Here is a 24,404-nt window from a genome sequence, read left to right as displayed (position 1 = left end):
CCCCGCGTGGGACACTCGCCCGCATGCCCACCAGCTCCACCGTCATCACCTTCGGGACCTTCGACGTCTTCCACGTCGGCCACCTGCGGGTCATCGAGCGCGCCGCCGCGCTCGGCGACCGCCTGGTCGTCGGCGTCTCCGCGGACGCCCTCAACGTCAGCAAGAAGGGCCGGGAGCCGGTCTTCAGCCAGGACGAGCGGCTGGCGATCGTCGGCGCGCTGCGGTGCGTGGACGACGTCTTCGTGGAGGAGAGCCTGGAGCTCAAGCGCGACTACATCGTTGCCCACGGGGCTCGTACGCTCGTGATGGGAGACGACTGGACCGGCAAGTTCGACGAGTTCGAGGACATCTGCCAGGTCGTCTACCTGCCGCGCACACCCGCCATCTCGACCACCGCCATCGTGGAGAAGATCTCCACCGGCAGCTGAGGCCGCCAGACCCCGGAGCTGATCTCATGCGTCGCCCTTCCCCGCTCGCGTTGCTGCTGACGCTCGCCCTCACCGCCTCCGTGGCGGCGAGCCTGCCCGGCTCGGCAGTCGCCGCCGGTCCTCGAGCCCACGCGGACACTCCGCGTCCTGTCGGAGTCGCCCTCAGCGAGACCACTGAGGTCCTCGCCCGGGCCGCCGGTGCCCTCGACGGTGACGCCGGGCCGGCTCGAGCCGATGCGACGCTCGCCCTGCGCGACCTCTTCCTCGCCCGGCCGTCCCTCGACGAGGACGACGAGACCGAGGCCGACCGCCTGCTCGCGCGCCCCACCGACGGGGTGAGCGACCCCTACCGTGACGGCTACGCCACGAGCTCGGTCAAGACCTGTGCCAAGCACGTGTGCGTGCACTACGTGCGCTCCGGGGCCGACGCGCCGCCCAGCACGGCGTGGGCCAAGAATACCCTGTCGGTGATGGAGCGGGTGTGGAGGCACCACGTTGGCAAGCTCGACTACCGCAAGCCGGCCCGGGACGGCTCGCGCGGGGGCAACAAGAAGTTCGACGTCTACCTCAAGGAGATCGGCTCCGACGGCCTCTACGGGTACTGCGCCCCGGAGAACCGCGTCGCCGGCAAGCCCAAGCAGGCCTCCGGCTTCTGCGTCCTCGACGACGACTTCGCCAGGAGCCAGTTCGCCCGGGCTCCGATCGAGAGCCTGAAGGTGACCGCCGCCCACGAGTTCTTCCACGCCATCCAGTTCGCCTACGACTACACCGAGGACCCGTGGTTCCTGGAGTCCACCGCGACCTGGATCGAGGAGCGCTTCGCCGACGGCGTCAACGACAACCGCAGCTACCTGAAGTTCGGCCAGGCCTCGCGCTCCACCAAGCCGCTGGACCTCTTCGACTCCAGCGGACTGGCGCACTACGGCAACTGGGTCTTCTGGGAGTACCTCTCCGAGCGCTACGGCAACACCATCGTGCGCCAGACGATCCAGCGTGCCGGCACGGGTGGTGGTCTGCCCGACGACTACTCCATCCAGGCCCTGAAGAAGGTGCTGAAGAAGGAGGGCGGTCTCCCCAGCCGGTACGCCGCGTTCGCCGCCGCCAACACCGCGCCGGCCAAGTCGTACGACGAGGGCTCGGCCTTCCCGGGCGTGTCGCCGATCAAGGTCGCCAAGTTCCGCTCGAAGAAGCGCTCCGCCTCGGTGACCACGAAGATCAACCACCTCGCCGCCAAGACCGTCGACTTCAAGCCGAAGAAGCTGACGTCCAAGAAGTGGAAGCTGCGGATCACGGTCGACGCACCACGGGCTGCGACGTCTCCTGCCGTCGCGCTGACCATCAAGCGCTCCAACGGGAAGCTGCTGCGCCGCACGGTCTCGCTCGACAAGTCCGGATCCGGGACGAAGGAGGTCGCCTTCAGCAGTCGCAAGGTGCGCTCGGTCTCGGTCACCCTGGCCAATGCCAGCACGCGCTACAACTGCAACAGCCGCACCGGCTTCGCCTGCGAGGGGCGTCCCCTCGACCAGGGCCAGCGCTTCACGGTCGATGCGAAGGCACGTCGCGGCTGAGGTCCCTCAGGCCCTAGCCTGGGTCGATCATGGACTTCTCGACCTCTGACGCCGCCTCATCTGTCCCCGTCGGACCCGGCGTGACCGTGGCGAACCGCTACGTGCTCGGCTCACTCGTGGGGCGGGGCGGCGTCGCCGACGTCTACCGGGCCGACGACACGGTGCTCTCCCGCCAGGTCGCGGTCAAGGTGTTGCGCGACGTGGCGGGCAGCGAGTCCGACCGGGCCCGGTTCGTCGCCGAGGCCCGGACCCTGGCCAACCTTGGTCACCACGGACTCGTCACGGTCCTGGACGCCGGACTGGGGGGCGACCACATGGCGCAGCCGTTCCTGGTGATGGAGCTGGTCGACGGCCAGACCCTTGCCGCCCAGATCGCTCGTGGCCCGCTCGACGAGCGACGCATCGAGGAGATCGCCCGGCAGCTCGCCGACGCTGTCGCCTACGCGCACGGTCGCGATGTCGTGCACCGCGACGTCAAGCCCGGCAACGTGCTGCTCCACTCCTCGGGCGCGGTCAAGCTCGCGGACTTCGGCATCGCCCGTCTCATCGGCGACACCGTGCGTCACACCCAGACCGGCCACGCGGTCGGCACCGCGGCCTACCTGGCCCCCGAGCAGGTGCTGGGCGAGCAGCTGACCACCGCCGTCGACGTCTACTCACTCGGGCTCGTCCTGCTGGAGATGTTCACCGGCCGGTTGACCTACCCCGGCCCACCCACCGAGGCCGCACTGGCGCGGCTGTCGCGGCAGCCGGAGGTCCCGGCCGACGTGCCGGCCGGATGGCGAGACCTCATCGTCGCGATGACGGCACGCGTCCCGGGTGACCGTCCCCACGCCGGGCAGGTGCGTGAGGCGCTCGGCCCGCGGGGCAGCGGGGCGGTGCGTGCGCCGGCCACCCCGTCGCCGCAGGAGTCCCCCGTCGCGACCGCCGTCCTGACCGACGTCATGGCCCCCCTCCCCCAGAACCCTCCGCAGGGACCCCCCGGCCCACCGCCGGCAGGCCCACCACCTGCAGGCCCACCACCGGCTGGCCCACCACCGGCTGGCCCACCACCGGCAGGCCCACCACCGGCAGGCCCACCACCGGCAGGCCCACCGCCTGCTGGTCCGCCACGGGACGTCGCCGCGTCGGTCTCCGACACGTGGGCACGCATCGTGGGATGGTCACGAGGCCTCGACAGCACCTACGTCGCCCTGGCCGGGGTCGCGCTCGTGTTCCTCCTGCTCCTGGTGGCGACGGCTCTGGCCGGTTGAGGCGGACCGTTCAACCGCCTGCCATCGCCCCCAGCACGATGTAGGGTTCCCGCCCCGCCACGACCGCCTCCGGAAGGGGCGAGTCCGGATCCTCGTGGGACAGGTCCTCCTCGCAGGCGAAGAAGCGGATGAAGGCACGCCGCCGTCCGTCGGCCCGACCGCGGATCGTCCCCAGCAGGGCGGGGTGGTCGCGCTCGAGGACGTCCAGGACCGTCCGCTGGGTGACCTCCCCCTCCACCGTGACGTCGACCTCGCGGTCGAGGCCCACCATGGTGCGCAGTGGCGCCGGCAGGACGACTCGGATCGTCACGGTGGCGTTCACGAGAGGGTCTGGACCTCGACGGAGAGCACGGCCGGCAGGTCGCGCACGATCGCGGTCCAGGAGTCGCCCGAGTCGTGGGAGGCATAGACCTGCCCGCCGGTCGTGCCGACGTACACCCCGCACGAGTCGTGGTCGTCGACGGCCATCGCGTCCCGCAGCACGTTGACGTAGCAGTTCTCCTGGGGGAGGCCCTCGGTCAGCGCCTCCCACTCCTCGCCACCGGTACGGCTGCGGTACACGCGCAGCCGGCCCTCCGGCGGTACGTGGTGGATGTCGCTCTCGATCGGGACCACGTAGATGGTCTCCGGCTCGTGGGCGTGCACGGCGATCACGAACCCGAAGTCCGAGGGCAGGTTGCCGCTCACCTCCTGCCAGGAGTCACCCGCGTCCTTCGAGCGCATCACGTCCCAGTGCTTCTGCATGTAGAGCACGTCGGGGTTGCTGGGGTGGAGGTCGAGGTGGTGCACGCAGTGCCCGACCTCGGAGTCCTCGTCGGGGATCTCCCCGGAGCGCAGGCCCTTGTTGATCGGCAGCCAGGTCTCGCCACCGTCGTCGGTGCGGAAGGCTCCCGCCGCGGAGATCGCCACGTACAGCCGCTGCGGGTCGGTGGGGTGCTCGAGGATGGTGTGCAGGCACATCCCGCCGGCTCCCGGCTGCCACTGCGGCCCGGTGTCGTGCCGGCGCAGTCCGGACAGCTCGCTCCAGCTCTCGCCCCCGTCGGTGGACTTGAAGAGCGCGGCGTCCTCGACCCCTGCGTAGACCGTGTCGGCGTCGTGCACGCTCGGCTCCAGGTGCCACACCCGGGTGAACTCCCAGGGGCGCAGCGTGCCGTCGTACCACTGGTGCTCGCCGGGGACTCCGTCGTAGGTGAAGTCGTTGTCCTTGGTGGCCCACGTCGCGCCGCCGTCGTCGGAGCGGTGGATCACCTGGCCGAACCAGCCGCTGCTCTGGGAGACGTAGATACGGTCGGGATCCAGCGGGGAGCCCTTGAGGTGGTAGATCTCCGCGCCGGGGAAGTGCGGGCCGTCGACGGTCCACTCCTCCCGGGCCTCGTCGGAGGTCAGGATGAAGGCGCCCTTGCGGGTGCCGACCAAGACGCGTGTGCCGCTCACCGGTGCTCCTGTCGTCGGGGGTTCTCCGAGGTGTGACCAGCCTCGACCCCCGAACTCATCGCAGCAACCGCGACGAGGTGAGGGCGTCAGTCGTCGGAGCCGACCTGGAGCACGTCGGGGCGCCAGTGAGCCAAGGCCGCCATGAACGCGACCGGATCGACAGCGGCGTCGTCGATCTGCACCGGGCTCAGGCCGCGCCGCACGATCGTCATCGTCCAGTCGCCGTCCTCGGGCGACCCACCGATCTCGATGACGGTGCCGTCGCCCTGCAGGTCGAAGGTGTGCCGCATGTCGCCCAGGCGCAGGTTGAGCACCCCCTCGGCGATCGTGACCTCCGTCGAACGGCCGCCGAGCCAGATCACGAAGAAGAGGGCGCTCAGGGTGATGAACAGCGGGATCAGCGCGACCGCCGGCAGGCCCCCGTTGACCAGGGCGATGGTGGCGGTGGTGGCGCCGGCGACGACGATGACGGCGATGCCGACCAGCATCATCAGCGGATACTTGCGCACCTCGTGGAACGCACCGGGCTCGGCCGGGACGACCACCGGCGTCGCACCCGCGGCGGGCTGTGCTGCGAGGTCTGCCGGCTCCACGCTGTCGGGCTGCCCCGACGCTTCGGTCTCCTCGGCGGCGGGAGCCGGCGTCTTCTCGGAGCGCACGGCCACGCGTTGGTGGACCAGGTCGCGCGATCGGGCTGCGAAGCGCCCCGCGAGTCCGGTGACGGCCGCGCCCCGCTTGGTCGGCTCGACCCCGGCCGTCGCGCCTGCTGGCTCGGTCTCCTCGACCTCTGGCTCGACGAATGCCTGCTCGACGACCTGCGGCGCCTCGACCTCGGGCTCCGACTCGGGCTCCGGCTCGGCCGCGAGCTCCGGCTCTGGGACCGGCGCGGGCTCTCGGGCCGGGGGCGCCGGGGGCGCCGGGGCCTCGACGGTCGCCAGCGTCGCCGGACGGGGTACGGCGAGCAGCCGGGCGCGTGCCTCGGCGAGCTGGATGGCCAGGTCGGCGGCGCGGGTCTCCGCCTCGGCCCGGGCCTGGGCGTGCCGGGCCGCCGTACGCTCGGCGTCGGCACGCGACTGCGCCTGCTGGGCCGCCTCGCGCTTCGAGCTGGACAGCTGCTCCTGGGCGACGCGCAGCGACTCGCGGTGCTCGCTGAGCAGCGCCTCGGCCTGCAGGTGCACGTCGCGGACCCGCTCCTCGGCCTCTCGGCGCTGCGCGGAGGCGGTCTCGGCGAGGTTGGCCTGCGTGCGGGCGGCCTCCTCGGCCTCGAGGCGGGCGCGCGAGGCCGTCTTGGCGGCGTCCTCGACGGAGTGGCGCAGCTGACTGGCCAGGCGCGCCTCCTCGGCGGCCGCAGCGGCCTGCTCCTGGCTGGCGGCGGCAATCCGGTTGGCCTCGAGGACCAGCTCGATCTGCTCGCGGGCCTTGGTCTCGGCGTGCCCACGGTCGAGGAACGCCTGCTCGGCCAGCCGCGCCTGCTCGGTGGCGGCCAGCTCGGCGGCCTGGCGCGTCTCGAGCGCGCGGGTGCTGAAGGTGGCGTACTCCTCGGCTGCGGTGGCCGCGGCCTCGGCGACCTCGCGAGCCCGGTTCTCGGCCTCCATGGCCGCCATGTGGGCTTCTTCGGCCAGGCCGACGTGGCGGCTGGCGGCCCGCTCGGCCTCCCCGCGGGCACGGGTCTGCTCCTGGGCGTTCTCCTGGAGGACCGAGCGCTCCTGCTCGGCCTGCTCGACGAAGGTCGCGAACTCCGAGGCCGCCTCGCGGGCCCGGGCCGCGACGTCGCGGGCCTGCTCCTCGGCCTCGGTGCGCTGCAGCAGAGCGATGCGCGCCAGCTCGGCCTGCGCTGCGGCGGCCTCGTCGGCCTCGCGGCGCGCCTCGGCCTGGGCTGCAGCCCCCGCCTCGATGACCCGACGCTCCTCGAGCGACTGGCGGGCGAAGGCGGTGTGCTCCTCGGCGGCGTTGGCCGCCTCGTCGCCGACCCGCTGGGCGGTCTCGGCGGCCTCGGCGGCCGCGAGCTGCGCCTGGCGAGCCAGCTCGCTCTGTCGTACGGCGAGCTCCTCGGCCTCGGTGCGTGCCTTGACCGCCTGCGAGGCGGCGTCCTGGAGCCGGTCGCGGTCCAGCGCGGCCTGCCGCACGAACTCGGCGTACTCCTCCGCAGCGGCGCTGGCGGCGTCGGCCAGCTCCCGGGCCCGGTCCTCTGCCGCGGCGCGCTGCTGCATGGCCTGCTCGGCCAGCGCGGACTGCTCGGCCGCGGCCTCCTCGGCGGCGCGCCGGGCGTCGGCCAGCTCGACGAGGCTGGCCTCGACGGCTTCGCGGTCCTCCAGCGCGTGGCGGGCGAAGGAGGCATGCTCCTCGGCCTTGGTCGTGGCCTGCTCGGCGACGCTGCGAGCCCGCAGCTCGGCGTCGCGGGCCGCCTGGTGGGCCTCCTCGGCGAGGCGGGCGTGCCGCTCGGCCGCCTCCTCGGCCGTCGTCCGGGCGCGGATCTGCTCACGCGCGACGCGTTCGAGGCGGTCGCGCTCCTCGTGGGCCTCGCGGACGGCGACCAGGTGCTCGTCGGCGGCCACCACGGAGGCCTCGGAGAGCTCGAGGGCGCGTTGCTCGCTGGCAGCGCGGTCGGCGAGGGCCTGCTCGGCGAGCTCGGTGTGGTAGCGGGCGTTCTCCTCGGCACGGGCGCGTGCGGAGGAGGCCTCCTGGGCGTTGATGGCCTCGCGGCGAGCAGCGGTCTCCGCGGCCTCCCGCTCCGCCAGGGTGGTGACGACACGCTCGGCCAGCTCGGTGGCGTGCCGCTCTGCCGAGGACCGCTTGGACGACTCGGCCTCGGCGATCTCGACGTGGTCACGAGCCGACTTCTCGGCCGCCTCGCGTGCGGACGCGGCACGCTGGGCGGCCTCTTCGGCGTTGCGGCGCTGCTCGGCGTACCGGACCGCCGCCGACTCGGCCTCGACCCGGGCGGCGTGGGCCGCCGCTGCCGCCTCGGCCTGCTCCGCGGCCGCTCGCTCGGCGGCCGTGCGGGCCTGGATGGCCTCGGCCGCGAGCTCCTCGGCAACCAGTCTCTCCGCGGCCTGCTCGGCCGCCGCCATCTCGGCGTCACGGCGCAGCTTGGCTGCTTGCTCCGTCGCGCCGGAGTAGGGAGAGGTCGGGGGCATGGCCTACGTGGGTCCTCGAGGGATGGTCGGGGTGCGGATCGTCAGGGGCTGATCCTACCCATCCCCGACCCCGGCCGAGAAACGCTGTCGACCTCCGCTGATCGAGCGGGGATCGGCCGTGGGATCAGCGGAGGATCACGCGAGCAGGAACACCCGCAGCGCCGAGACGAACGACTCGGGCTGCTCGGAGTGGACCCAGTGCCCGGCGTCCTTGATGGTGGCCAGACGGGTGCGTGGGAAGAGCGCACGCATGGCCGGCTCGTGCTCGGGGCGGACGTAGTCGGACTTCTCGCCCGCCAGCCACAGCACGGGATGGTCGAAGGACCCGCCGACCGGCTCGATGTCCGGCCACCCACCGATCACGTCGAGCCGGTCGCGCAGGAGCGCGAGGTTGGCCTGCCAGGTGAACCCGCCGCCCCGTCCCGACCGGTCGGCAGGGGCACTGCGCAGGTTCTGCAGGAGGAAGCCCCGCACCGCAGGGCTCCGGATGGCCTCGGTCAGCTGCTCGTCCGCGTCGCTGCGCCGGGTCAACGACGCCAGGTCCAGGCCGGCGAGGCTGTCGAGCAGATGCTCGAACTCCCCGGCGCCCTCGCTGCTGCTCGGGGAGATGTCGGCGACCACGAGTCGGTCCACGAGGTCGGGATGACGCAGCGCCAGGGCCATCGCCACCTTGCCGCCCATCGAGTGCCCGACCACGTGCGAGGCCGGCTCGCCGTCGTACGTCGTGCGCAGCCACGTCGCGACGACGTCGGCGACGACCTCGTAGTCGGTGGTCTCGATCCAGCCCGAGCGGCCGTGGTTGGGCAGGTCGACGAGCACTGAGCGCAGGTCCGGGACCAGTGCCTTGGCGATCTGGGTGAAGTTGCGGCCCTGACCGAAGAGTCCGTGCAGGAAGACGACGCGCCGTCCGGCGTCGCCCACCTCGGTCGCATGGATCGCGGGGGCTTCCTGGTCGGTCACGATCGAACCCTAGACGAGCGGCGCTCGCGATGGCCCCGGTCGTGAGTCAGGGAGCAGCCGGTTGACGCGGAAGGACGCTCGGGTCGACTCGCCCACAGATCTCACTGCGCCGGTCGCCGCGCCCGCAGCCGCGGTCGGCCTCCGGCGTGCTTCACCGTCGCGGCCGCGCACGCTCCCGCAAGTGCGGCTGCATCCCGGGGTCCGCCACGGATCAGTCCGGTCAGCAGCCCCGCGACGAAGGCGTCCCCCGCGCCGGTCGGGTCCACCACGGCGTCGTCGCGGTGCGGCAGATAGCGCTCGCCGCCGCGCCACGCCACCGCATCGCCTCGGTCGCGCACGGCCAGGGCGACCACCTCGGGACCGGACTCCACCAGCTGGTGTGCGCAGTCCAGCGTGGCCGAGGGGCTCATGGCGTCGCCGTCGACCCAGGACTGCGCCTCGTCCGCGTCCGCACGCAGCACGTCCACCTCTCTCAACAGCTCGTCGCGAGTCGCACTCGTCGCAGCGCCGTCCACCAGCACCCGTGCGCCCGCGCGCCGGGCGGCGCGCACGGCCTCCAGCACCGCGGGATCCGGCTGCTGGAGCTGCACGCAGACCCAGTCGGCTCTCAGCAGACCGGCGCGATCGGCCCGGTGCACGTCCTGCGGTGTCAGCTCCGCCTCCGCCGGCACGTGCTCGATCAGTCGTCGCGAGCCTCCGGGCTCCACGACGTCGACGAGAAGCGCGGTGGTGCCTCGTCGTACGACGTCGTCGACGTGCACACCGTCTGCGCGCGCCTGGCGCAGCACGGCATCGCCGGTCGCGTCGGTCCCGGCCACGCCGAGCAGCGAGACTCGCGGACCCTCCGGGCCCGCGAGCTGGCGCAGCCCCACCGCCTGGTTGGCACCCTTGCCGCCGAGGACCTCGACCCGGGCGCGGACCCGGGCGCTCCCTCCCGGCGAGGGGTTCGAGTCGACCTCGAGCACCAGGTCGCGAGCGATCTGTCCGACCACCAGAACCGAGGACACGTGCTCCTCCTCACCACCGCAGCGTCGCTGCGACGCCGTCCCCGCGCGGTACGAGCCCGGACGGCAGCAGGCGCACGTCGCTGCCGGTGAGCGCGCCCGGCGGCCTCGCTGGCTCGTCCTTCACGCCGTGACGTTCGAGCTCGTGGCCGATGGTGGTGGTCCACCGGGACCGGAGCTGACCGCCGGGGTCGGAGACGTTTCGGCTGACGTCGGTGTGCATGCTCACGAAGGGGCCGGGCACCTGGAACAGGGACGTGAGGTCGCTCGTCTGCATGACGACCGGTACCCCGTTGCTGGCCGAGCCACGCGCCGCGCACCTCTCGCCAAGGGCCAACGTCCTCCGGGCTACGGACCGGGGTCCTCCCCCGGCTCGGTCGGCCCGGGCCCCTCCGGTGGGGGCGGCGCCGCGCCGCCATGCTCATCGCCCGGATCTGACCACGGTCGCAAGCACGAGTCCGAGTTGAGTATCCGGCCTCAGGTGCTGGGCGCCCGAGGCAGTGGATGGTGGGACCCTCGCCTCCAACGACGAAGGGCCCATCCGATGCGTCTCCGCTGCGTGCTCGCCCATCTGCTCCTGCTCGTCCCCGCAAGCGCCCTGAGCGGTTGCGACGAGGAGTTCTCCTTCGCCGACACTCCACTGGACATCACGGCGGGGCGGATCGCCTACCTCCCCGGCGAGTCCGTCACCGGTGAGGTCGTCAATCCCGACGGCACGATCACGGTCACGCTCACGGCGCTGAGGACCTCTCCGGCAGGGGTCATCGGCGGTGACGGCGAGCGGCGGCCCCACGCCGGCGACACCGCCTCGTGCGACTACGACTCCGACGAGGAGACCTACGAGTGCGACACGACGGGCCTGACCCCCGGTCCCTACGCCGTGCGGGTCACCGATGCCGCCCAGCCGGGCGAGGGCACCCAGTCGGTCCGGGTGGCCATCAGCGAGGTCGAGGGCTTCGCACCGACGGTCGGCACCGTGCCGCGCGAGAGCGACACGGGACGGACCTTCCCCCGGGAGGCCTACGTCCTGGGCACGGCCGGGCAGTCCACGCCGGTCCCCGTGACGGGGTGGGGCGCCGAGCGACGCCTGACTCTCACCGTGACGGCCGACGGTGGCGGGAAGCTCGTCACGAAGACGCTGACCACCGATCCGGACGGTGCGGGCACATTCAGGATCAAGCCGCTGAAGGCGGCCGAGGTCTACTACCTCGCGGTCACCGACGGCACCTGGACGACGCGCGTGCCGATGACGGTCACAGAGGCGGTCGTTCCTTGAGTCCGCTGGAGTCCGCTGGCGTCCGCTGGAGTCCGCTGAGTCCGCTCGTTTCGCGCCCGACACGCCGGGGTAGGCCTCCGGGCAGCCCCCAGATCTCCCCGGAGGACCTCAGATGGAGGATTTCTGTGTCGTCCCCCACGACATGAGCACCGCCGCCGGCGAGACCGGAGAGACCGGCGACGCGGCGAGCGACGCTCGTGGCCGTGACTCAGCGAGCCATCTCACGACCTCAGGCGTCGAACGCCTCGCCTTCTCGCCCGACTCGCGCACCCTCGCGGTGACGACCCTGGCCGACGTCGACGTCACCCTGTGGCGCCCGGCCGCGCTGCGGGCGGGCCGGAAGGCAGGCACTGCCGGCGCCGACGAGGTCCGGCCGTTGCAAGGCCTGACCGGAGCCCCGGGCGCCGTCGTGTTCTCCCCCGACGGCCAGACGGTCTACTCCGTGGCCGATCCGGACGGCGTACGGGCATGGAGCACGTCGACGTTCAAGCCCACTGGCGCCTTCGATCCGCCGCCCTGAGCCGAGCCGAGCGGGGTCGGGTCGAGCTCAACCCTCGCGGGCCGGCGTGGCCAGGCGAAGGGTCGGGATCAGCAGCAGCGCGAGCACCCCGCACCCCAGCGCCAGCGTGGCGTAGCTGCTGGCCCCCACGACCATCCCCGACAGGATGCCGCCGGTCGCCCCCGACAGCGCGACCAGGACGTCGATGCTCCCCTGCACCCGGGGCCGCTCGGCCGGGGTGGTGGAGTCCACGACGAGGGCGGTGCCCGCGATGAGGCCGAAGTTCCAGCCGAGACCGAGAAGCACGAGCGCGAGGACGACCAGCGCCAGCGACTCCCCCGGTGCCAGCGCGGCGACGAGCCCCGAGGCCAGCAGGACCACTCCCGCCGCAGCAGCCACCGGCGTACGACCGAGCCGGTCGACGAGGTAGCCGGTCAGGGGCGAGGGCAGGTACATGGCCGCGATGTGCAGACCGATCACCAGGCCCACCTGACCGAGGTCGTGGTCGTGGTGGCGCATGTGCACGGGCGTCATCGTCATCACCGCCACCATCGCCACCTGGGTGATCACCATGACGGTGGCGCCGGCGTAGGCGCCGCTGGCCAGCCGCCGCCCCGTGCGCACCAGGGCCTCGACACCGGCTTCGTCACCCACGACGGCGGAGCTCGGCTGCTCGTCAGCCAGGGCGCTCGCCAGACGTCGGGCGAGCAGCAGCGGGTCGGGGCGGAGCAGGGTCATCAGGACGGTCCCGGCTGCTGCGTACGCGACGGCCGCGAGCAGGAACGGCCCGGACAGCGCGGGTAGGCCCAACGTCTCGGCCAGACCGCCCAGCGGCTCGACCAGGTTGGGTCCGGCGACGGCTCCCAGCGTCGTGGAGACGAGCGCCAGGCTGATCGCGCGGCCGCGGTCCTGCGGCTCGGCGAGGTCGGTGCCGGCGTAGCGCGCCTGCAGGTTGGTGGCGGTGCCGGCGCCGTACACGAACAGGGCCGGGAAGAGCAGCAGCACGCTATCGGTGGCGGCCGCCACCACGACCCCGACCGCGCCGAGGGCCCCGACCAGGAAGCCCATGCCGAGACCGACACGGCGCCCCGACCGGGCGCTGGCGCGCCCGACGACGTAGGCCGCCAACGCGCTGCCCAGCGTGAACAGGGCCGTCGACACCCCTGCGAGGTCCTCGCTGCCGAGCATGTCCTGGGCCAGCAGGGCACCCACGGTGACCCCCGCGGCGAGCCCGGCGCCGCCGAGCACCTGAGCGAGGACGACGACGCGGACGGTGCGACGCTGGGCGTCCTCACGGACCCGGGACGGGTCCCGGGTCGTCGAGGGGGCTGGCTCGATCACGTGCCCATCCTCGCGCTCGGCTGCCTGATCATCGGCCCTGGCCTTGCCCGCCGCTCTCGAGGTCTGGGAGCTGAGTGAGCACGAGGCGGCCGGCGACGGACGCAAACGGCCCCGACCACCAGGTGGTCGGGGCCGTTCATGACGAGGTCAGGAGACGTGAACGTTCTCCGCCTGGGGTCCCTTGGGACCCTGCGCGAGGTCGAACTCGACCTTCTGGTTCTCGTCCAGCGACTTGTAGCCGCTGGACTGGATCGCGGAGAAGTGCACGAACACGTCCTCGCCGCCGCCGTCCTGGGCGATGAAGCCGAAGCCCTTGTCGGCGTTGAACCACTTGACGGTGCCAGTAGCCATGATCTGATTCCTTAATCTCGGACCCGGGGGCACTGTGCACCCCGGCCGCTGAAGACATCCACCTGTGCTGATGTCCAGCGAACCGAAGACCAGAAGTACGAAACATGGGCCGCGACTTGATGCGCGGCACGGACGGCGGCCAGCGCCGTCTCTTCAACGAGCACCACACTACCGCCCCGCGCCCACATCGGCGCATCCTGACCGCGCGGCCTCGGGCCTACCGGGGCGGCACCCCGCCTATTCAGTCACGTAAGGCCGTACCCCCGACAAGAGGAACTCGTGGTTGACGGACGACAGCTCCCTGCCGATCTTGACGTCCGAGCAGGCCGGCCTCGGCGAGCGCAGCGCGGACGTCCATCTCGCGGCCCTGCATTCCCGAGGATCGCTGCGGCAGTCAGCGACCGTAGTGGTAGCGGCAGGCGGCGATGCGGACTTCAGCGTCGGTGACCTTGTAGACCAGCCGGTGTTCGTCGGTGATCCGCCGTGACCAGTAGCCGGCGAAGTCATGTTTGAGCGGTTCGGGCTTGCCGATGCCTTCGTTGCCGTTGCGAATGACGTCGCGGATGAGCAGGTTGATGCGCTTCAAGACCTTGCGGTCCTGGGTCTGCCACCACAGGTAGTCCTCCCAGGCATTGGCGTCCCAGACCAGCCGCATCCTCAGTCGGCGTCGAGGAGATCGTGGCTCTCCCCTGCATCGGCCTCCAGACGCTCCATGGCGTCGAGCAGGCGACGAGCGTTGGCAGGCGAGCGCATCAAGTAGGCGGTTTCGCGCAAGGACTCGAAGTCCTCCAACGAGACGATCACCACCGACGGATGACCGGCTCGCGTGATCACCACTTCCTCTCGGTCGTTGACCACGTCATCGAGCACCTGGGCATAGCGTGCTCGGGACTCGGTGTAGCTCAGCGTCTTCACCACCGCACCTCCTCAGTACAGAAAACTGTACAGCTGGGGTCAAGGGTGCGGGGCGCGCCCGGCGGCCACCGGGGCTGGTCCGATGGGCCACGCTAGCTCTCGGAGGCCGGCGGATGCTCGGCGACGCAGAAGGGGTTGCCCTCGGGATCGGCCAGGGTGGTCCACTGCACGTGCTCGTACTCCTCCAGCACGTCCCACAGGTGCGTGGCGCCGTGAGCGAGCAGCCGTTCGACGGTGACGACGCGGCCGCCCCACGGGACCGTGAGGTCGAGGTGGGAGGTGGAGCGGGACGGTCGGGGGCCGGTCAGGGGCTGGAAGAACATCGCGAAGCCGCCGGCGCCGGAAGCGGGCATGTAGAGGGAGTCGCCCGAGGCCGCTGGCGTACCGCCGGTGACCTCGGCCCAAAAGGCGGCGAGGGCGTGTGGGTCCTCGGCCTCCATGTTGACGGCTCCAAGGGTGACCGGGGGGATGGGTGGAGATGTCACGGTGTTCTCCTGGGGTGATCGGGTGGGAGGTGGGTCAGGTGAGGTCGGCGGTGACCCTGGCGATCCCGTCCCCGTCGAAGGTGAGGTCGAAGACACCACCGGTCTGCCCGCCGGGGAAGTCGCCGGTGAAGTCGACCTCGACGTGCAGAATGTCCCCGCGGGGCTCGGCGCGAAGCAGCCGGGTCCGGGTGTTGTAGCCGATGAAGTTCGACCGGAAGTACTCGGCGAGGCCCTCGCGGCCGGCGAACTGACGACCAACGGACGGGTCGTCGAGGATGGCGTCCTTCGTGAAGTGCTCCAGGTAGCCCTCAAGGTCGTGGCAATCCGTGGTCACGATCCAGTCCTCGACGGCGGCATTCAGCTGGGTGGTCATGGTGACTCCTGGTTTGTAGTCGGGGCTCGTGCGTTGATGACGCGTCGAGTCTGGCGGTCTCACGCCACCGACAAACAGGGTGCAGTGCACCCTGGCCGCACTGGCGCCGTCACCAGGGGATCGGGCCGAACCGGTCGGCGTAGGTCCCGGCCGGCGCGCCAGGACTGGCGGTCGCGAGGCGCAGGATCGCCTCGGTTCCACGGCGCCGAGATGCTCATCTGTGAAGAGCCCGTTTGGGAAGCATCACCTGCAGTGGGACGGGTGGACGGGGTGCCGGTTGTCAGATCGGTTGTCAACGCACCACAAGATGCAGAAAGCCGCCCCCCGAAACTTCGGAAAGCGGCTTCTGACCTGCGGTTGTACTTTGTTGGGTGACCACAGAAGGGTCTGGCCTGCGAAAACGGGCGAGCTCGCGGGGCCGTGTCACGCGCTAAGCGCCGATCTGTCCAAACGCTTTCATGGCCGGCCACTTCGGCAGTTCCCGATTGGTAACGGAACGACCCTCCCGCAACTGGCGGGAGGGTCGTGGGCGACTGGTTAGAGTCGGGCGTTCAGGGCGTGAAATTCACCCGGTAGCGGTTGCAGAACTTGCCGTTCTCAACCTCTCTGACGACGCCGTCGTAGACGGTCCCGTCAACGTCTCGCAACGAGACGTGGTCGCCCACGCGAAGAGTCACGGGTTCGTCGAACTGCACGTCGGAGACGTAGGCGACGCCGAGCTTGCGCTCCAGCGGGCCGAGTTCCACGTCTACGACGCTCACTGCTGCGATGCTTGCCTGCATGGGGGGTCTCCTCTCGTCGGTTTCAATGATACGCCGGGCGGTGCCCGGTGTCAGGTGGGTGGCTCTTCCAGCGACTGGGGCTCTCCGAGCAGGCTGAGGAGCTCCTCGAACGCCGGCCGAAGTCGGTCTCGCGCTTGCGCTCGAACCTTCTTGTCGGTGGAGGCGAACTCTTCACGAGCCACGCCCTCCCAGGCGACGATGACGTCGAAGTGGACCTCATTTCGGGGGTCTTCCTGGCCGTCGTTGAACACATCGGTCGGCCAGATCAAGAACCCGGCGTCGATGAGCTTGGCTGCTTCGACCAGCCGGTAGCTGGCGTAGCGGGTTCCCTCCGCGAGGGCCTGCGGCGTCCAGTCGTCAGTCACGGCGAAGCAACTGATGGGGACTACCTGGGTGCCCTGCGTGAGCCCACCTTCCTCTACGAGTGCGTCGTAGAGTTCTGAGGCGGCGACGCAGGACTTGATGACGGCAACGAGATCGGCGACCTCGAAGCGCAGGATCTCGACCGTACTGTCCGGTGCAAGCTGGTGTGGCGCGTGGCGCCAGCGAACTTCCTGGGCCACGGCGGGCTCCTCTCGATAGGTTGGTCTTCTCTACCTCTACTGTCGGCGCCTCGGGGTGCTCGGCCAGCACCCGCACATCGAGCCCGTCCCCTTCATAGCAGCGGATACGGCGCTCCTACCCCACCTTCTCCGCGTTGGACCACATGCAGTTCCGGGTCCGCGGGCGCGTGAAGGTCACCATCCTCGTCGCTTTCGCGCTCGCGATCGCAAACCTTCGCGCAGCCGACCGCTGGAACGACGAACGCGCCCGCGTCACCCAGCTCAACGCGGCCATCGCTGCCGCGAAGAAGTCCCGCTCACGGCGCCGCGCAGCAACCATCGAGACCCACCTGGGGTCCTCACGCCGACGCCGAGGACGACCAGCACCCGCCGGCGCCCCCTAGCGAGCACCCGCCCCACACCGCGTCCGGACCGCCGGACACCCTCTCCGCCATACCCGAGGCGGAAGCCTGCGCCGGACAACCACCTCAACCGGCTCCTGCACGCCCAAACGCCCCTCGAACCACCGGTTCGAGGGGCGTTCTGCGTCCTGGCATTGCCCGGACACCCCGGTCAAGGGTGAACAAGGCACCCGGGAACGCAGAAGGTCCGCCGGGGCGAACCCTGGCGGACCTTCTGTGACTAACTGCGGTGACTTCTGTGGTCACCTTTTGGTAGCGGGGGCAGGATTTGAACCTGCGACCTCTGGACTCACGGCGTGGTGGTGATTGCTTGCGACCTTGCTTGCTGCCTTTTGACACGTAGTGCTCTGACCTGCACAAACGCAGCGCGACAGTCGTGACGGCGCTCACTCCCTTTGATCCCGTCAGACCTCGTTAGGCGGCTTGCGTCGAGGTTTTCGGGGAGTAAACGTGGCATGGCTCGAATCGCATTCGAGCGATGCCCCCACGCTTCCTTAGGTGACTGTCAGCAGCACACCGTCCACGGAGGAAGCCCATGCCTGACAAACTGCTCTACCGGGTCCCAGAGGTTGCCGAGTACCTCAGCATCAGCCGATCGAAGGTCTACGAACTCTTCAAGTCCGGCGAGCTGCGGTCGGTTCACATCGATCGCACCCGTCTTGTCCGGCTAGCGCCGACCGCGCCCGTGCAGCGGTAGACGCAGCCTTCGCCCGTGGTCGAAGAGCAGTGGGAACTCGATCGAGTGGAGGCGACCGAGCCGTGACCGAGCCAGACGCGTTTGTCGCTTCATGCGATCGGATCCAGGCGGAACTGACGGGCAACGCGTCCCACGGAGCGCGTCCTTCGCCATCTGGCGCGACTCCGACGACATGCCTGCCGGCCCGGGTCCCATCGGCGGTGCCGTTGGGGTGAGCTCGGGAGCAGTACTCATACTTTGACCTCAGTCGTCCGCGGGATATCCGGCCACTTCACGTGCGGGGTGACCACGACGAGTCCGACCCCATGGTCGGCACGCTCCGGTCAGGATTCGTCCGACCTGCCGTCAGCGTGGTGAGCGGCGCCGCGAACTGCGTTCTCCCGCTCGAACCGCCATCCGTTTGGCTTCGTCGATGGACCTACACAGCGATCCTCGGGAGTCAGGCAACCGATCTCGGGTGACAAGAGCGGGCGTCTTGCAAATATTGCGACATTTCAAGCACAGATGTCATTGGGTTCACAAAACTCCGTTCATGCTTCCGGTCCAGTCCGCTGAGGTGGTCTACGCCGCGGAACCGTCATCGGAATTCGTCGGAGGAGATCGCCGAGGACCGCGTGGCGGAGGCTCGTCTGGCGGCGCCCGACCGCGTTCGACACGGTGATCCACGAGGGCCGCACCATCATCGAGTGATCCTTCAACGACCACGAGCCATGGCGCGGCCAAATCATCCGCTCGGCCAACTCGCCGCGGTCTCCGGCAGCGCCGGCGTCCTAGCCCCAATCACGGTCTGGATTCGCAAGCAAGCAGACACGCCCGAACGTTGGCGCGGGCTCCTGGAGCATCCCGAACCCAGCTTCGTGCACAATGCGGGCGCCAGTGTCGGCTCCGCCTTAGACCTCGTGAAGCCCTAGGTACCTGAGGCCCACTGCCATCACCGACGCCTTCGTGGCCACCGTCCGCGCGAGCGCCAAGCATGTATGTTGTACTAGTAGTACAAACTTATAGTCCAAAGGATTGGTGCGATATGGACGCTCGAGGAACGGCCAGCACCGGGCGGCGACCTGTGCGAGTTCGCCAGTGCGCAGAAGCCACCCAAACCAGATTGAGCCAGATCCAGGACGTCGCTCGAGGCCTCTCCGGACGCGTGACCGCTGCAGTCGAAGCGCTCGAGACAGAGGCGGCCTCGCTCATCAGGCCCCACAAGGAAATGGAGCCGATCATGACAACAACACCCATCTACACGCGCGCCAACGTTCTCCAGGCTGTCATCAACGAGGTCGAGGTCAGGCAGGACGGACACCTTCCCAGCGACCTGCCGGGAGTGACCACCACCTTCGTGGACACCGCAGACCTTGTTGGCGCGCTCCTCCTCCGCTGGCACACACGGCTGGCGACCGCACTCGAGCGCGCCATGGGCGAGTACCCATTGGACCGAGAAGCAGCGGTGGTGAGGGCGTGGCGGAGGGCTCGAGACGAGTCTGCCGGCGTTCGTCTCGTGCTTGACCGTCTCGCCGCCAATCCGCCAAACGAAGCCGTTGCTCGCGCACTTCGCACCACGGCTCGCAACGACTGGGCCTACATGGCCGTGGCGGCCGGGCTGGCAAGCACCCTTGACGCGGCCGCGACGCCAGTCGGTCGCAGCCTGGAGACAAAGGCGCGGTGCGGCGATCACCCCGAACCAGCCGCCGAGTTCGTGGCGCAGCCGTCGCTGCTGGCACGACTGCGCGACGTTCTCGCCGCCTGATCAGGTCGCGCCCCACCACCCCGACCGGCCAGCTGTGCGATTCCACCTCACTGGTTGAGCCGCCCGGAGTCCGGACATCCCGGCGCGGTCTTAGATTCCGTGCATGTTCGGATACGGGCGGTTGGTGTGGTCGAAGTCGCGGAGTAGTTCGCTCACGTCCCCGTCTCCAGGCAACCCAGAATGACCGCGGCGACGAAGGGATTGTCGGGCTTGCGCAGGTGCCGTCCTCGACGCCTTCTTGAAGGACATGTTCGACTGGCTCGTGGAAAGCCCTTCTCAGCGCGGCCGGCCTCAGCCTCACCCAGACCGGCGTGCTGGTCGCGATCTACCCCGCGATCTGGGGACTCTGCCAACTGGTGACCGGCGGCCTCTCGGATCACTGGGGCCGCAAGCACCTGATCACCGCCGAGATGCTGATCCAGGCCACTGCGCTCGGCGCGATCGCGGCGCTTGACACCTTCGGCGCGTTGGCCGCAGCGGCCGCCGCCCTGGGCGTTGTCACCGCGCTCGTCTACCCGACCCTGCTCGCCGTCATCGGAGACGTCGCCCACCCCGCCTGGCGCGCCCGCGCCGTCGGCGTCTACCGCCTCTGGCGCGACCTGGGTTTCGCCGTCGGCGCACTCCTCTCCGGACTGCTCGCGGACGCCTGGGGCCTCCGTCCCACGGTGTGGTGCGTCGCAGTGATCACTGCGGATTCCGGCTTAACTGGTGGCAGCGCGGATGTACGAGACCCACCCGAGGTCCGCGCGCCACTGATCCTCACGGAGCAGAATGCCAGCCACGGCATCGAGGGTGCGGTAGCCGAGGCGTTGGACTATGGCCTCAGTCGTCCATCCACCGGCCGCCTAGCCTCAACTGTCGCGCCGCCGGTGTCATCAGGACCGTCCGTGGTTCTTGAAGTGGTCGATGTCCACGGTGACGAAGAGCGCGCTTGAGCGAGCAGCCAGGAGCCCGGTGCTGTCTTCGAGACTGGCGGCCATGTGGATCTTGCGTCCGGCGCGCTCCGCGATGGTTGCCCGCAGCGTGTAGTCGACGTCGAGGAGCACCGGGCGTAGGTACTCGACGTCGAGTTTGCGGGTCACCGCAAGGTCTCCGACGGAGTACAGGAGGAACCCATAGAGGTCGTCGAAGACGGTGGCCACCGCACCGCCATGGACGATGCCAGGTGCGCCAACGTGACGGGCATCGAATGTGTGGCTGGCGGCCACAACGTTCGGGCCGTCACGCGTGACGACAAGGTGATGGCCGTGCGGGTTCTCGGCCCCGCATCCGAGGCACTGGGCGTGGTGGGAAGGCAGCGCGCCGCCCTCCGACTGGGGAAGGTGCTTCTCGTGTCTCCACCCGGCCAGCAGCGCGTCGAAGGTCTCGCCGCTCATCAAGCGCCAGCCGCGCCGGTTGTGCGTGGTGCCAAGCCATCCAGGAGGAGCCGGGCGACGCCATTGGCTATGGCGTCCATCTCACGGTGGGCGCCCATGATGGCCTCCATCAGACCGGCGATCGTGACGGTCCCGAAGATCATGACGGCCTCGGACATGGGGTCCTCGGCCCGGCGCAGGGAGCCATCCTCGGCCCCTTCGCGTAGGAGTTTCTCAACCGGCTCGTAGAAGGCTGCGCTCAGTGCCGCTGCGAGTTCGGGTAGGCGGGTGGCTCGACCGAGATCGCCGACCAGAGCCCGGCACGGGGCAGGGTTGCGGAGCATCACGCCCAATTGAGCGCGGACGACCCCGGCCAGGCGTTCGCTGGCCGGTCCTTCAGCATTCACCGCGACGGCAACGTCGCCGGCTATCGCTGTCAGAAGGTCCTTGAGCAAAAAGGCGAGGATCTCTTCCTTGCCGGTGAAGTAGTAGTACAACGTCGCCTTGGGCACGCCGCTGGCCTCGGCGATGTCGTCGATCTTGGTGTTGTCCAACCCTTGATCGGCAATGAGCTCGGCCGCTCCGTAGAGCTTGGTCGCGAGCTGCACCGGCAGTTCCCTCATTGACCCTCCTGGATGTCGGGGTCAGTCTAGCGTTCCATGCTATGAGTTTGTACTCTAAGTACAACATCTGTGACTAGGGGTACGAGATGGCGTTGGGTCAGACCGGTGGTCGCGACGGGGTTGTGCGCCTTTCCGGCCTCGCCCTGAAGTTCCCCGCGGTCACCGTGGCGCGATCTGGGTCGCCCGGCTCAACGGCTTGAGCCGTGCCCAGGCCGCTACGCCGTATCTCTCCCGCAGGGGACACGGCCCGGGACCGGTCATGTGGACGGCGCTCCAAGACTGGTCCGCGCGTCCGCGCCGAAAGGGTTCACAGATCTGCGTACCTCGGTCTCGCGATCCGGGTCAGTCGCTCCCACCGGAGAAGCCGTCGCCCAGTCATTCTGGAGCACACGGGCGACCCTCCAGCCGCGGGCCGGTCGGGCAGCAACCTCAGAGAAGCGCATTACGGGGTCACCGCGGCGCTCAGAACGACCACGAGCGGGAACGCCACGAGCGGCGATGCCCACCTGCCTTCACCATGCCCCCATCCGCACTCCCCCCCACCCTCCTGGCGCGAATCGCCCCCTCGCCCGCGATCAGGTCCGAGTGGTCGACAGAGCCCGTCGCGACCGAGAGTCGTCGGTGCCATCTGGTCTGTGGGCGAACTCGTCGGCCAGGGCGAAGGCCTCGTTCGAAGGGCCCGGTGCTCGCAGCCTGGGCAGACCCGACTGTCGGCATGTCTGCGCTCAGTGCGCGCGACACGAGATTGCGTTGCATAATGTGCCCTACGGTTTCTCCGAACTCCGGGTCATGTCCATTCTGATCGTCGGTCGTCACGGACGGTAAGGACGCTGTCGTCGTCGATCGCGAGCCCCACGCCCTGGGCGAGGTCACGCATGACCAACCAGACTTGGTGGGCGATCCGGGTGACGACCTCATCCTGGGACTCGTCGTGGTGGTCGAGCCACCAGATGATGCCGGCGTCGACCATGCCCATCAGCCCCGCCATGACGCCGTCAGGGGGGTCGACCCGGACGTCAGGGGTGCGCAAGTAGGCCGATGCGGCGCCCACAACCTCCCCCAAAAAACGTGTGCGCCCCAGCCGAGCCCGATGCGTGGCCTTGGTCTGCTGGCGTACTGCCATGAAGCGATAGAGGTTCGGGTTCTCTGCAGCCCACCCGACGGCGGCTGCGAGCACACCCTCGATGATCACCGGCGCGGTGCCGCTCTTCCGCATCGCGGGACGAACGGCCTCGATGAGCTGGGTGGCGGCAAATCGCAGCACCTCGCTCTCAAGGTCGTCCCTGCTGTCGAAGTGTCGGTAGACGTGGGGTCGCGCCACCCCCGCCCAATCAGCGATCTGCGCCGTGCCAGCCCCAGCGCCATACTCCTCGATCGCGGCAGCCGCGGCGACCACGATCTGCCCGCGTCGCGGGGCGCGGTGGGACTCGCGCGCGGTCGACCGGCGTACGACAGCCGTGTCAACCCACTTCGCGACATCCACCGCCGCAATCTAACCCATGGGGCTAGCGCGGGTACGCGCCGTACCCGTACGATGGTACATGTTGTACCCGGCACTCACGCACCCTTGGAGGACCCATGCCCAGCCGCCGTTCGCCCTGGATGACCCAGGACCTCGACGACTTCCGCGATCTCGCCCGCACCTTCTGCGAGAAGGAGATCAAGCCCAACAGCGAGCGGTTCATCAAGAACAAGCAGGTTGACCGCGAGCTGTGGACCAAGGCAGGAGCTCTCGGACTGCTCTGCGCCTCTGTCACCGAGGAGTACGGCGGTGGCGGCGGCACCTTCGCCCACGAGGCCATCCTGATCGAGGAGCAGGCCCGGGTCGGCGACGCCAGCTGGGGCGCATCGCTGCACAGCGGGATCGTGGCGCACTACCTGTTGCACTACGGCACCCCAGCGCAGAAGCAGCACTGGTTGCCCAAGCTCGCGAGCGGCGAGGTGGTCAGCGCCATCGCCATGACAGAGCCGGGCACCGGGTCCGATCTGCAGGGCATCAAGACCAAAGCGATCCGCGAGGGCGACGAGTATGTCGTCAACGGCTCCAAGACGTTCATCACAAACGGCGCACAGGCCGACATGGTCCTGGTCGCGGTAAAGACCAACCCGGAGGAGGCCGCCTCCGGTGTCTCGCTGGTTATCGTGCCCACGGACACCCCGGGCTTCCGTCGCGGGCGCGTGCTCGACAAGATCGGCATGAAAGGTCAGGACACCTGCGAGCTGTTCTTCGACGACGTGCGCATCCCGGTGGCCAACCTCCTCGGCACCGAGGAGGGTCAGGGGTTCATCCAGCTGATGATGCAGCTGCCCCAGGAGCGGCTTATCGTGGCGGTCAGCTGTGCGGCCTCGATGGAGCTGGTGCTCAGCCTGACCCACGAGTACACCCTCAGCCGCACTGCCTTCGGCAAGCCGATCTTCGCCTTCCAAAACACCAAGTTCGTGCTTGCCGAGGTCGCGACGGAGGCCCGCGTCTGCCGCTCCTTCATCGACGACTGCATCCAGCTGCACCTCAAGGGCGAGCTTGACATCCCCACTGCAGCGATGGCGAAGTACTGGTCGTCCGAGCGCGCTCAGAAGGTCGTGGACAAGTGCCTGCAGCTGCATGGCGGCTACGGCTACATGGAGGAGTACCCCATCGCGCGGGCCTGGACCGACCTGCGCGTGAGCCAGATCTACGCCGGCACCACCGAGATCATGAAAGAGATCATCGCCCGGTCCCTGCCCAAGCCCAGCTGATCTGGGGCTCGACTCGCGAGCTAGCAATGCTCACGACGGCTCGGCCTCCGATCGCTCGTCGGGTGGGAGCCGCCGTTCGCGCTAGCAAAATGACGAGTCGAGACGGCGTGAGTGGCGACAACTTTCGTTGGTTACGCCGCACGAGGAAACCATCCCGAGTCCAGATCTCAGCCCCAGCGCACCCACCACAACTGATGGACCCCGGACAGACCCTTGAGGTCGGTGTGGGGTCCCTCTGCTGTGGACGGCGCTCCAAGACTGGTCGATACCGGCGCTTGAAAAGTGAGCGGTTTCCCGAGTTTAGGACCCGGTTTGGTCGGTGGTGGTGCGGATGCTCGGGAGGCTGTCGATGCCGCGTCCTCGGAGTCGGTAGCTGGCTCCTTTGAGGGTGAGTACGTCACTCACGATGGCCATCGCCCTGCGCGGTGAGGTTCCCCCCGGACCGTAGAGGCATCGACAATGAGGATCGAGATGCCAGA

27 protein-coding genes are annotated in these 24,404 nt (G+C 69.6%); 10 read left to right on the top strand and 17 right to left on the bottom strand.

The annotated features are described in order from the left end of the window. Positions 1–23: 23 nt before the first annotated feature. Genes Q1K33_RS09800 through Q1K33_RS09790 form a run of 3 tightly spaced genes read left to right on the top strand, consistent with a single transcriptional unit; the run spans position 24 to position 3,249 of the window. Positions 24–428 (top strand): adenylyltransferase/cytidyltransferase family protein, encoded by a 405-nt coding sequence (locus Q1K33_RS09800; protein ID WP_300403353.1) that lies wholly within the window; start codon positions 24–26, stop codon positions 426–428. Between the two features lie 26 nt (positions 429–454). After that, the gene (locus tag Q1K33_RS09795; RefSeq protein WP_300403351.1) at positions 455–1,996 is read left to right on the top strand and encodes an MXAN_6640 family putative metalloprotease; all 1,542 of its coding nucleotides are present in this window, start codon (positions 455–457) and stop codon (positions 1,994–1,996) included. 29 nt (positions 1,997–2,025) lie between these two features. Next, a complete protein-coding gene (locus Q1K33_RS09790) occupies positions 2,026–3,249 on the top strand; it encodes a serine/threonine-protein kinase (RefSeq protein ID WP_300403349.1) in 1,224 nt (407 codons plus the stop codon). A gap of 10 nt (positions 3,250–3,259) precedes the next feature. On the opposite strand, the gene Q1K33_RS09785 is transcribed toward Q1K33_RS09790, so the two are convergent. From Q1K33_RS09785 to Q1K33_RS09760, 6 genes are all read right to left on the bottom strand, one after another. Then, complete coding sequence (locus Q1K33_RS09785) at positions 3,260–3,571, bottom strand: MoaD/ThiS family protein (RefSeq protein ID WP_300403347.1); 312 nt, start codon at positions 3,569–3,571, stop codon at positions 3,260–3,262. Next, the gene (locus Q1K33_RS09780; RefSeq protein ID WP_300403345.1) at positions 3,568–4,683 is read right to left on the bottom strand and encodes an exo-alpha-sialidase; all 1,116 of its coding nucleotides are present in this window, start codon (positions 4,681–4,683) and stop codon (positions 3,568–3,570) included. The genes Q1K33_RS09785 and Q1K33_RS09780 overlap by 4 nt, the downstream gene beginning before the upstream one ends. Before the next feature lie 86 nt (positions 4,684–4,769). After that, positions 4,770–7,820 (bottom strand): hypothetical protein, encoded by a 3,051-nt coding sequence (locus Q1K33_RS09775; RefSeq protein ID WP_300403343.1) that lies wholly within the window; start codon positions 7,818–7,820, stop codon positions 4,770–4,772. A 135-nt stretch (positions 7,821–7,955) separates the two neighbouring features. Next, positions 7,956–8,780 carry an alpha/beta fold hydrolase gene (locus tag Q1K33_RS09770; RefSeq protein WP_300403341.1) on the bottom strand — a complete coding sequence of 275 codons (825 nt, stop codon included), beginning with the start codon at positions 8,778–8,780 and terminating at the stop codon, positions 7,956–7,958. A gap of 101 nt (positions 8,781–8,881) precedes the next feature. Next, positions 8,882–9,787, bottom strand: coding sequence for a PfkB family carbohydrate kinase (locus Q1K33_RS09765; protein ID WP_300403339.1), 906 nt, complete (start codon positions 9,785–9,787; stop codon positions 8,882–8,884). Positions 9,788–9,797: 10 nt separating this feature from the next. Further along, a complete protein-coding gene (locus Q1K33_RS09760) occupies positions 9,798–10,061 on the bottom strand; it encodes a hypothetical protein (RefSeq protein ID WP_300403337.1) in 264 nt (87 codons plus the stop codon). A 267-nt stretch (positions 10,062–10,328) separates the two neighbouring features. Between Q1K33_RS09760 and Q1K33_RS09755 the strand changes: the two genes are divergently transcribed. Both Q1K33_RS09755 and Q1K33_RS09750 read left to right on the top strand, forming a co-directional pair. Further along, positions 10,329–11,060 (top strand): hypothetical protein, encoded by a 732-nt coding sequence (locus Q1K33_RS09755; RefSeq protein WP_300403335.1) that lies wholly within the window; start codon positions 10,329–10,331, stop codon positions 11,058–11,060. 112 nt (positions 11,061–11,172) lie between these two features. After that, on the top strand, positions 11,173–11,580 hold the full coding sequence (locus Q1K33_RS09750; RefSeq protein ID WP_300403333.1) for a hypothetical protein: 408 nt from the start codon (positions 11,173–11,175) through the stop codon (positions 11,578–11,580). A gap of 27 nt (positions 11,581–11,607) precedes the next feature. Here the strand turns inward: Q1K33_RS09750 and Q1K33_RS09745 are convergent, their stop codons facing one another. The 8 genes from Q1K33_RS09745 to Q1K33_RS09710 all read right to left on the bottom strand — a co-directional run bounded on the left by Q1K33_RS09745 (position 11,608) and on the right by Q1K33_RS09710 (position 16,369). Further along, positions 11,608–12,900 (bottom strand): MFS transporter, encoded by a 1,293-nt coding sequence (locus tag Q1K33_RS09745; RefSeq protein WP_300403331.1) that lies wholly within the window; start codon positions 12,898–12,900, stop codon positions 11,608–11,610. Between the two features lie 147 nt (positions 12,901–13,047). Further along, on the bottom strand, positions 13,048–13,251 hold the full coding sequence (locus tag Q1K33_RS09740; RefSeq protein WP_300403329.1) for a cold-shock protein: 204 nt from the start codon (positions 13,249–13,251) through the stop codon (positions 13,048–13,050). Positions 13,252–13,645: 394 nt separating this feature from the next. Beyond that, the gene (locus tag Q1K33_RS09735) at positions 13,646–13,906 is read right to left on the bottom strand and encodes a Txe/YoeB family addiction module toxin (RefSeq protein WP_300403328.1); all 261 of its coding nucleotides are present in this window, start codon (positions 13,904–13,906) and stop codon (positions 13,646–13,648) included. Positions 13,907–13,908: 2 nt separating this feature from the next. Further along, positions 13,909–14,166, bottom strand: coding sequence for a type II toxin-antitoxin system prevent-host-death family antitoxin (locus tag Q1K33_RS09730; RefSeq protein WP_172212459.1), 258 nt, complete (start codon positions 14,164–14,166; stop codon positions 13,909–13,911). Positions 14,167–14,258: 92 nt separating this feature from the next. Continuing rightward, positions 14,259–14,651 carry a VOC family protein gene (locus Q1K33_RS09725; RefSeq protein WP_300403323.1) on the bottom strand — a complete coding sequence of 131 codons (393 nt, stop codon included), beginning with the start codon at positions 14,649–14,651 and terminating at the stop codon, positions 14,259–14,261. A 34-nt stretch (positions 14,652–14,685) separates the two neighbouring features. Further along, on the bottom strand, positions 14,686–15,024 hold the full coding sequence (locus tag Q1K33_RS09720; RefSeq protein WP_300403321.1) for a nuclear transport factor 2 family protein: 339 nt from the start codon (positions 15,022–15,024) through the stop codon (positions 14,686–14,688). Positions 15,025–15,575: 551 nt separating this feature from the next. Continuing rightward, positions 15,576–15,806, bottom strand: a complete 231-nt coding sequence (locus tag Q1K33_RS09715) for a hypothetical protein (RefSeq protein ID WP_300403319.1) — start codon at positions 15,804–15,806, stop codon at positions 15,576–15,578. A 50-nt stretch (positions 15,807–15,856) separates the two neighbouring features. Then, positions 15,857–16,369 carry a hypothetical protein gene (locus Q1K33_RS09710; protein ID WP_300403317.1) on the bottom strand — a complete coding sequence of 171 codons (513 nt, stop codon included), beginning with the start codon at positions 16,367–16,369 and terminating at the stop codon, positions 15,857–15,859. A gap of 134 nt (positions 16,370–16,503) precedes the next feature. Between Q1K33_RS09710 and Q1K33_RS09705 the strand changes: the two genes are divergently transcribed. From Q1K33_RS09705 to Q1K33_RS09695, 4 genes are all read left to right on the top strand, one after another. After that, positions 16,504–16,752 (top strand): hypothetical protein, encoded by a 249-nt coding sequence (locus Q1K33_RS09705; protein ID WP_300403315.1) that lies wholly within the window; start codon positions 16,504–16,506, stop codon positions 16,750–16,752. Positions 16,753–17,305: 553 nt separating this feature from the next. Further along, positions 17,306–17,467 (top strand): helix-turn-helix domain-containing protein, encoded by a 162-nt coding sequence (locus Q1K33_RS20740; protein WP_363319673.1) that lies wholly within the window; start codon positions 17,306–17,308, stop codon positions 17,465–17,467. A gap of 1,102 nt (positions 17,468–18,569) precedes the next feature. Next, on the top strand, positions 18,570–19,211 hold the full coding sequence (locus Q1K33_RS09700) for a hypothetical protein (protein WP_300403313.1): 642 nt from the start codon (positions 18,570–18,572) through the stop codon (positions 19,209–19,211). A 311-nt stretch (positions 19,212–19,522) separates the two neighbouring features. Then, positions 19,523–20,146, top strand: coding sequence for an MFS transporter (locus Q1K33_RS09695; protein WP_300403311.1), 624 nt, complete (start codon positions 19,523–19,525; stop codon positions 20,144–20,146). Here the strand turns inward: Q1K33_RS09695 and Q1K33_RS09690 are convergent. The 3 genes from Q1K33_RS09690 to Q1K33_RS09680 form a co-directional block, all read right to left on the bottom strand. Beyond that, the gene (locus Q1K33_RS09690; RefSeq protein WP_300403308.1) at positions 20,087–20,587 is read right to left on the bottom strand and encodes a PaaI family thioesterase; all 501 of its coding nucleotides are present in this window, start codon (positions 20,585–20,587) and stop codon (positions 20,087–20,089) included. The genes Q1K33_RS09695 and Q1K33_RS09690 overlap by 60 nt on opposite strands. Further along, a complete protein-coding gene (locus Q1K33_RS09685; protein ID WP_300403306.1) occupies positions 20,587–21,189 on the bottom strand; it encodes a TetR/AcrR family transcriptional regulator in 603 nt (200 codons plus the stop codon). Before Q1K33_RS09685 ends, Q1K33_RS09690 begins: the two co-directional genes overlap by 1 nt. Before the next feature lie 787 nt (positions 21,190–21,976). After that, positions 21,977–22,585 carry a TetR/AcrR family transcriptional regulator gene (locus tag Q1K33_RS09680; protein ID WP_300403304.1) on the bottom strand — a complete coding sequence of 203 codons (609 nt, stop codon included), beginning with the start codon at positions 22,583–22,585 and terminating at the stop codon, positions 21,977–21,979. Between the two features lie 182 nt (positions 22,586–22,767). Between Q1K33_RS09680 and Q1K33_RS09675 the strand changes: the two genes are divergently transcribed. After that, positions 22,768–23,925 carry an acyl-CoA dehydrogenase family protein gene (locus Q1K33_RS09675; RefSeq protein ID WP_300403302.1) on the top strand — a complete coding sequence of 386 codons (1,158 nt, stop codon included), beginning with the start codon at positions 22,768–22,770 and terminating at the stop codon, positions 23,923–23,925. Positions 23,926–24,404: the final 479 nt, after the last annotated feature.

Origin of the sequence: Nocardioides sp. (assembly GCF_029937575.1) — a bacterium.
In the GTDB taxonomy this organism is placed as follows: domain Bacteria; phylum Actinomycetota; class Actinomycetes; order Propionibacteriales; family Nocardioidaceae; genus Nocardioides.
The sequence above is the reverse complement of the archived record's forward strand: the minus strand, read 5'-3'. Positions and strand labels throughout refer to the sequence as shown.

Bases quoted from the DNA above. Each gene is read 5' to 3' on its own strand.
- Q1K33_RS09800 (WP_300403353.1), top strand. From the start codon at position 24: ATGCCCACCAGCTCCACCGTCATCACCTTCGGGACCTTCGACGTCTTC.
- Q1K33_RS09795 (WP_300403351.1), top strand. From the start codon at position 455: ATGCGTCGCCCTTCCCCGCTCGCGTTGCTGCTGACGCTCGCCCTCACC.
- Q1K33_RS09790 (WP_300403349.1), top strand. From the start codon at position 2,026: ATGGACTTCTCGACCTCTGACGCCGCCTCATCTGTCCCCGTCGGACCC.
- Q1K33_RS09775 (WP_300403343.1), bottom strand. From the start codon at position 7,820: ATGCCCCCGACCTCTCCCTACTCCGGCGCGACGGAGCAAGCAGCCAAG.
- Q1K33_RS09760 (WP_300403337.1), bottom strand. From the start codon at position 10,061: ATGCAGACGAGCGACCTCACGTCCCTGTTCCAGGTGCCCGGCCCCTTC.
- Q1K33_RS09755 (WP_300403335.1), top strand. From the start codon at position 10,329: ATGCGTCTCCGCTGCGTGCTCGCCCATCTGCTCCTGCTCGTCCCCGCA.
- Q1K33_RS09750 (WP_300403333.1), top strand. From the start codon at position 11,173: ATGGAGGATTTCTGTGTCGTCCCCCACGACATGAGCACCGCCGCCGGC.
- Q1K33_RS09740 (WP_300403329.1), bottom strand. From the start codon at position 13,251: ATGGCTACTGGCACCGTCAAGTGGTTCAACGCCGACAAGGGCTTCGGC.
- Q1K33_RS09735 (WP_300403328.1), bottom strand. From the start codon at position 13,906: ATGCGGCTGGTCTGGGACGCCAATGCCTGGGAGGACTACCTGTGGTGG.
- Q1K33_RS09720 (WP_300403321.1), bottom strand. From the start codon at position 15,024: ATGACCACCCAGCTGAATGCCGCCGTCGAGGACTGGATCGTGACCACG.
- Q1K33_RS09715 (WP_300403319.1), bottom strand. From the start codon at position 15,806: ATGCAGGCAAGCATCGCAGCAGTGAGCGTCGTAGACGTGGAACTCGGC.
- Q1K33_RS20740 (WP_363319673.1), top strand. From the start codon at position 17,306: ATGCCTGACAAACTGCTCTACCGGGTCCCAGAGGTTGCCGAGTACCTC.
- Q1K33_RS09690 (WP_300403308.1), bottom strand. From the start codon at position 20,587: ATGAGCGGCGAGACCTTCGACGCGCTGCTGGCCGGGTGGAGACACGAG.
- Q1K33_RS09685 (WP_300403306.1), bottom strand. From the start codon at position 21,189: ATGAGGGAACTGCCGGTGCAGCTCGCGACCAAGCTCTACGGAGCGGCC.
- Q1K33_RS09675 (WP_300403302.1), top strand. From the start codon at position 22,768: ATGCCCAGCCGCCGTTCGCCCTGGATGACCCAGGACCTCGACGACTTC.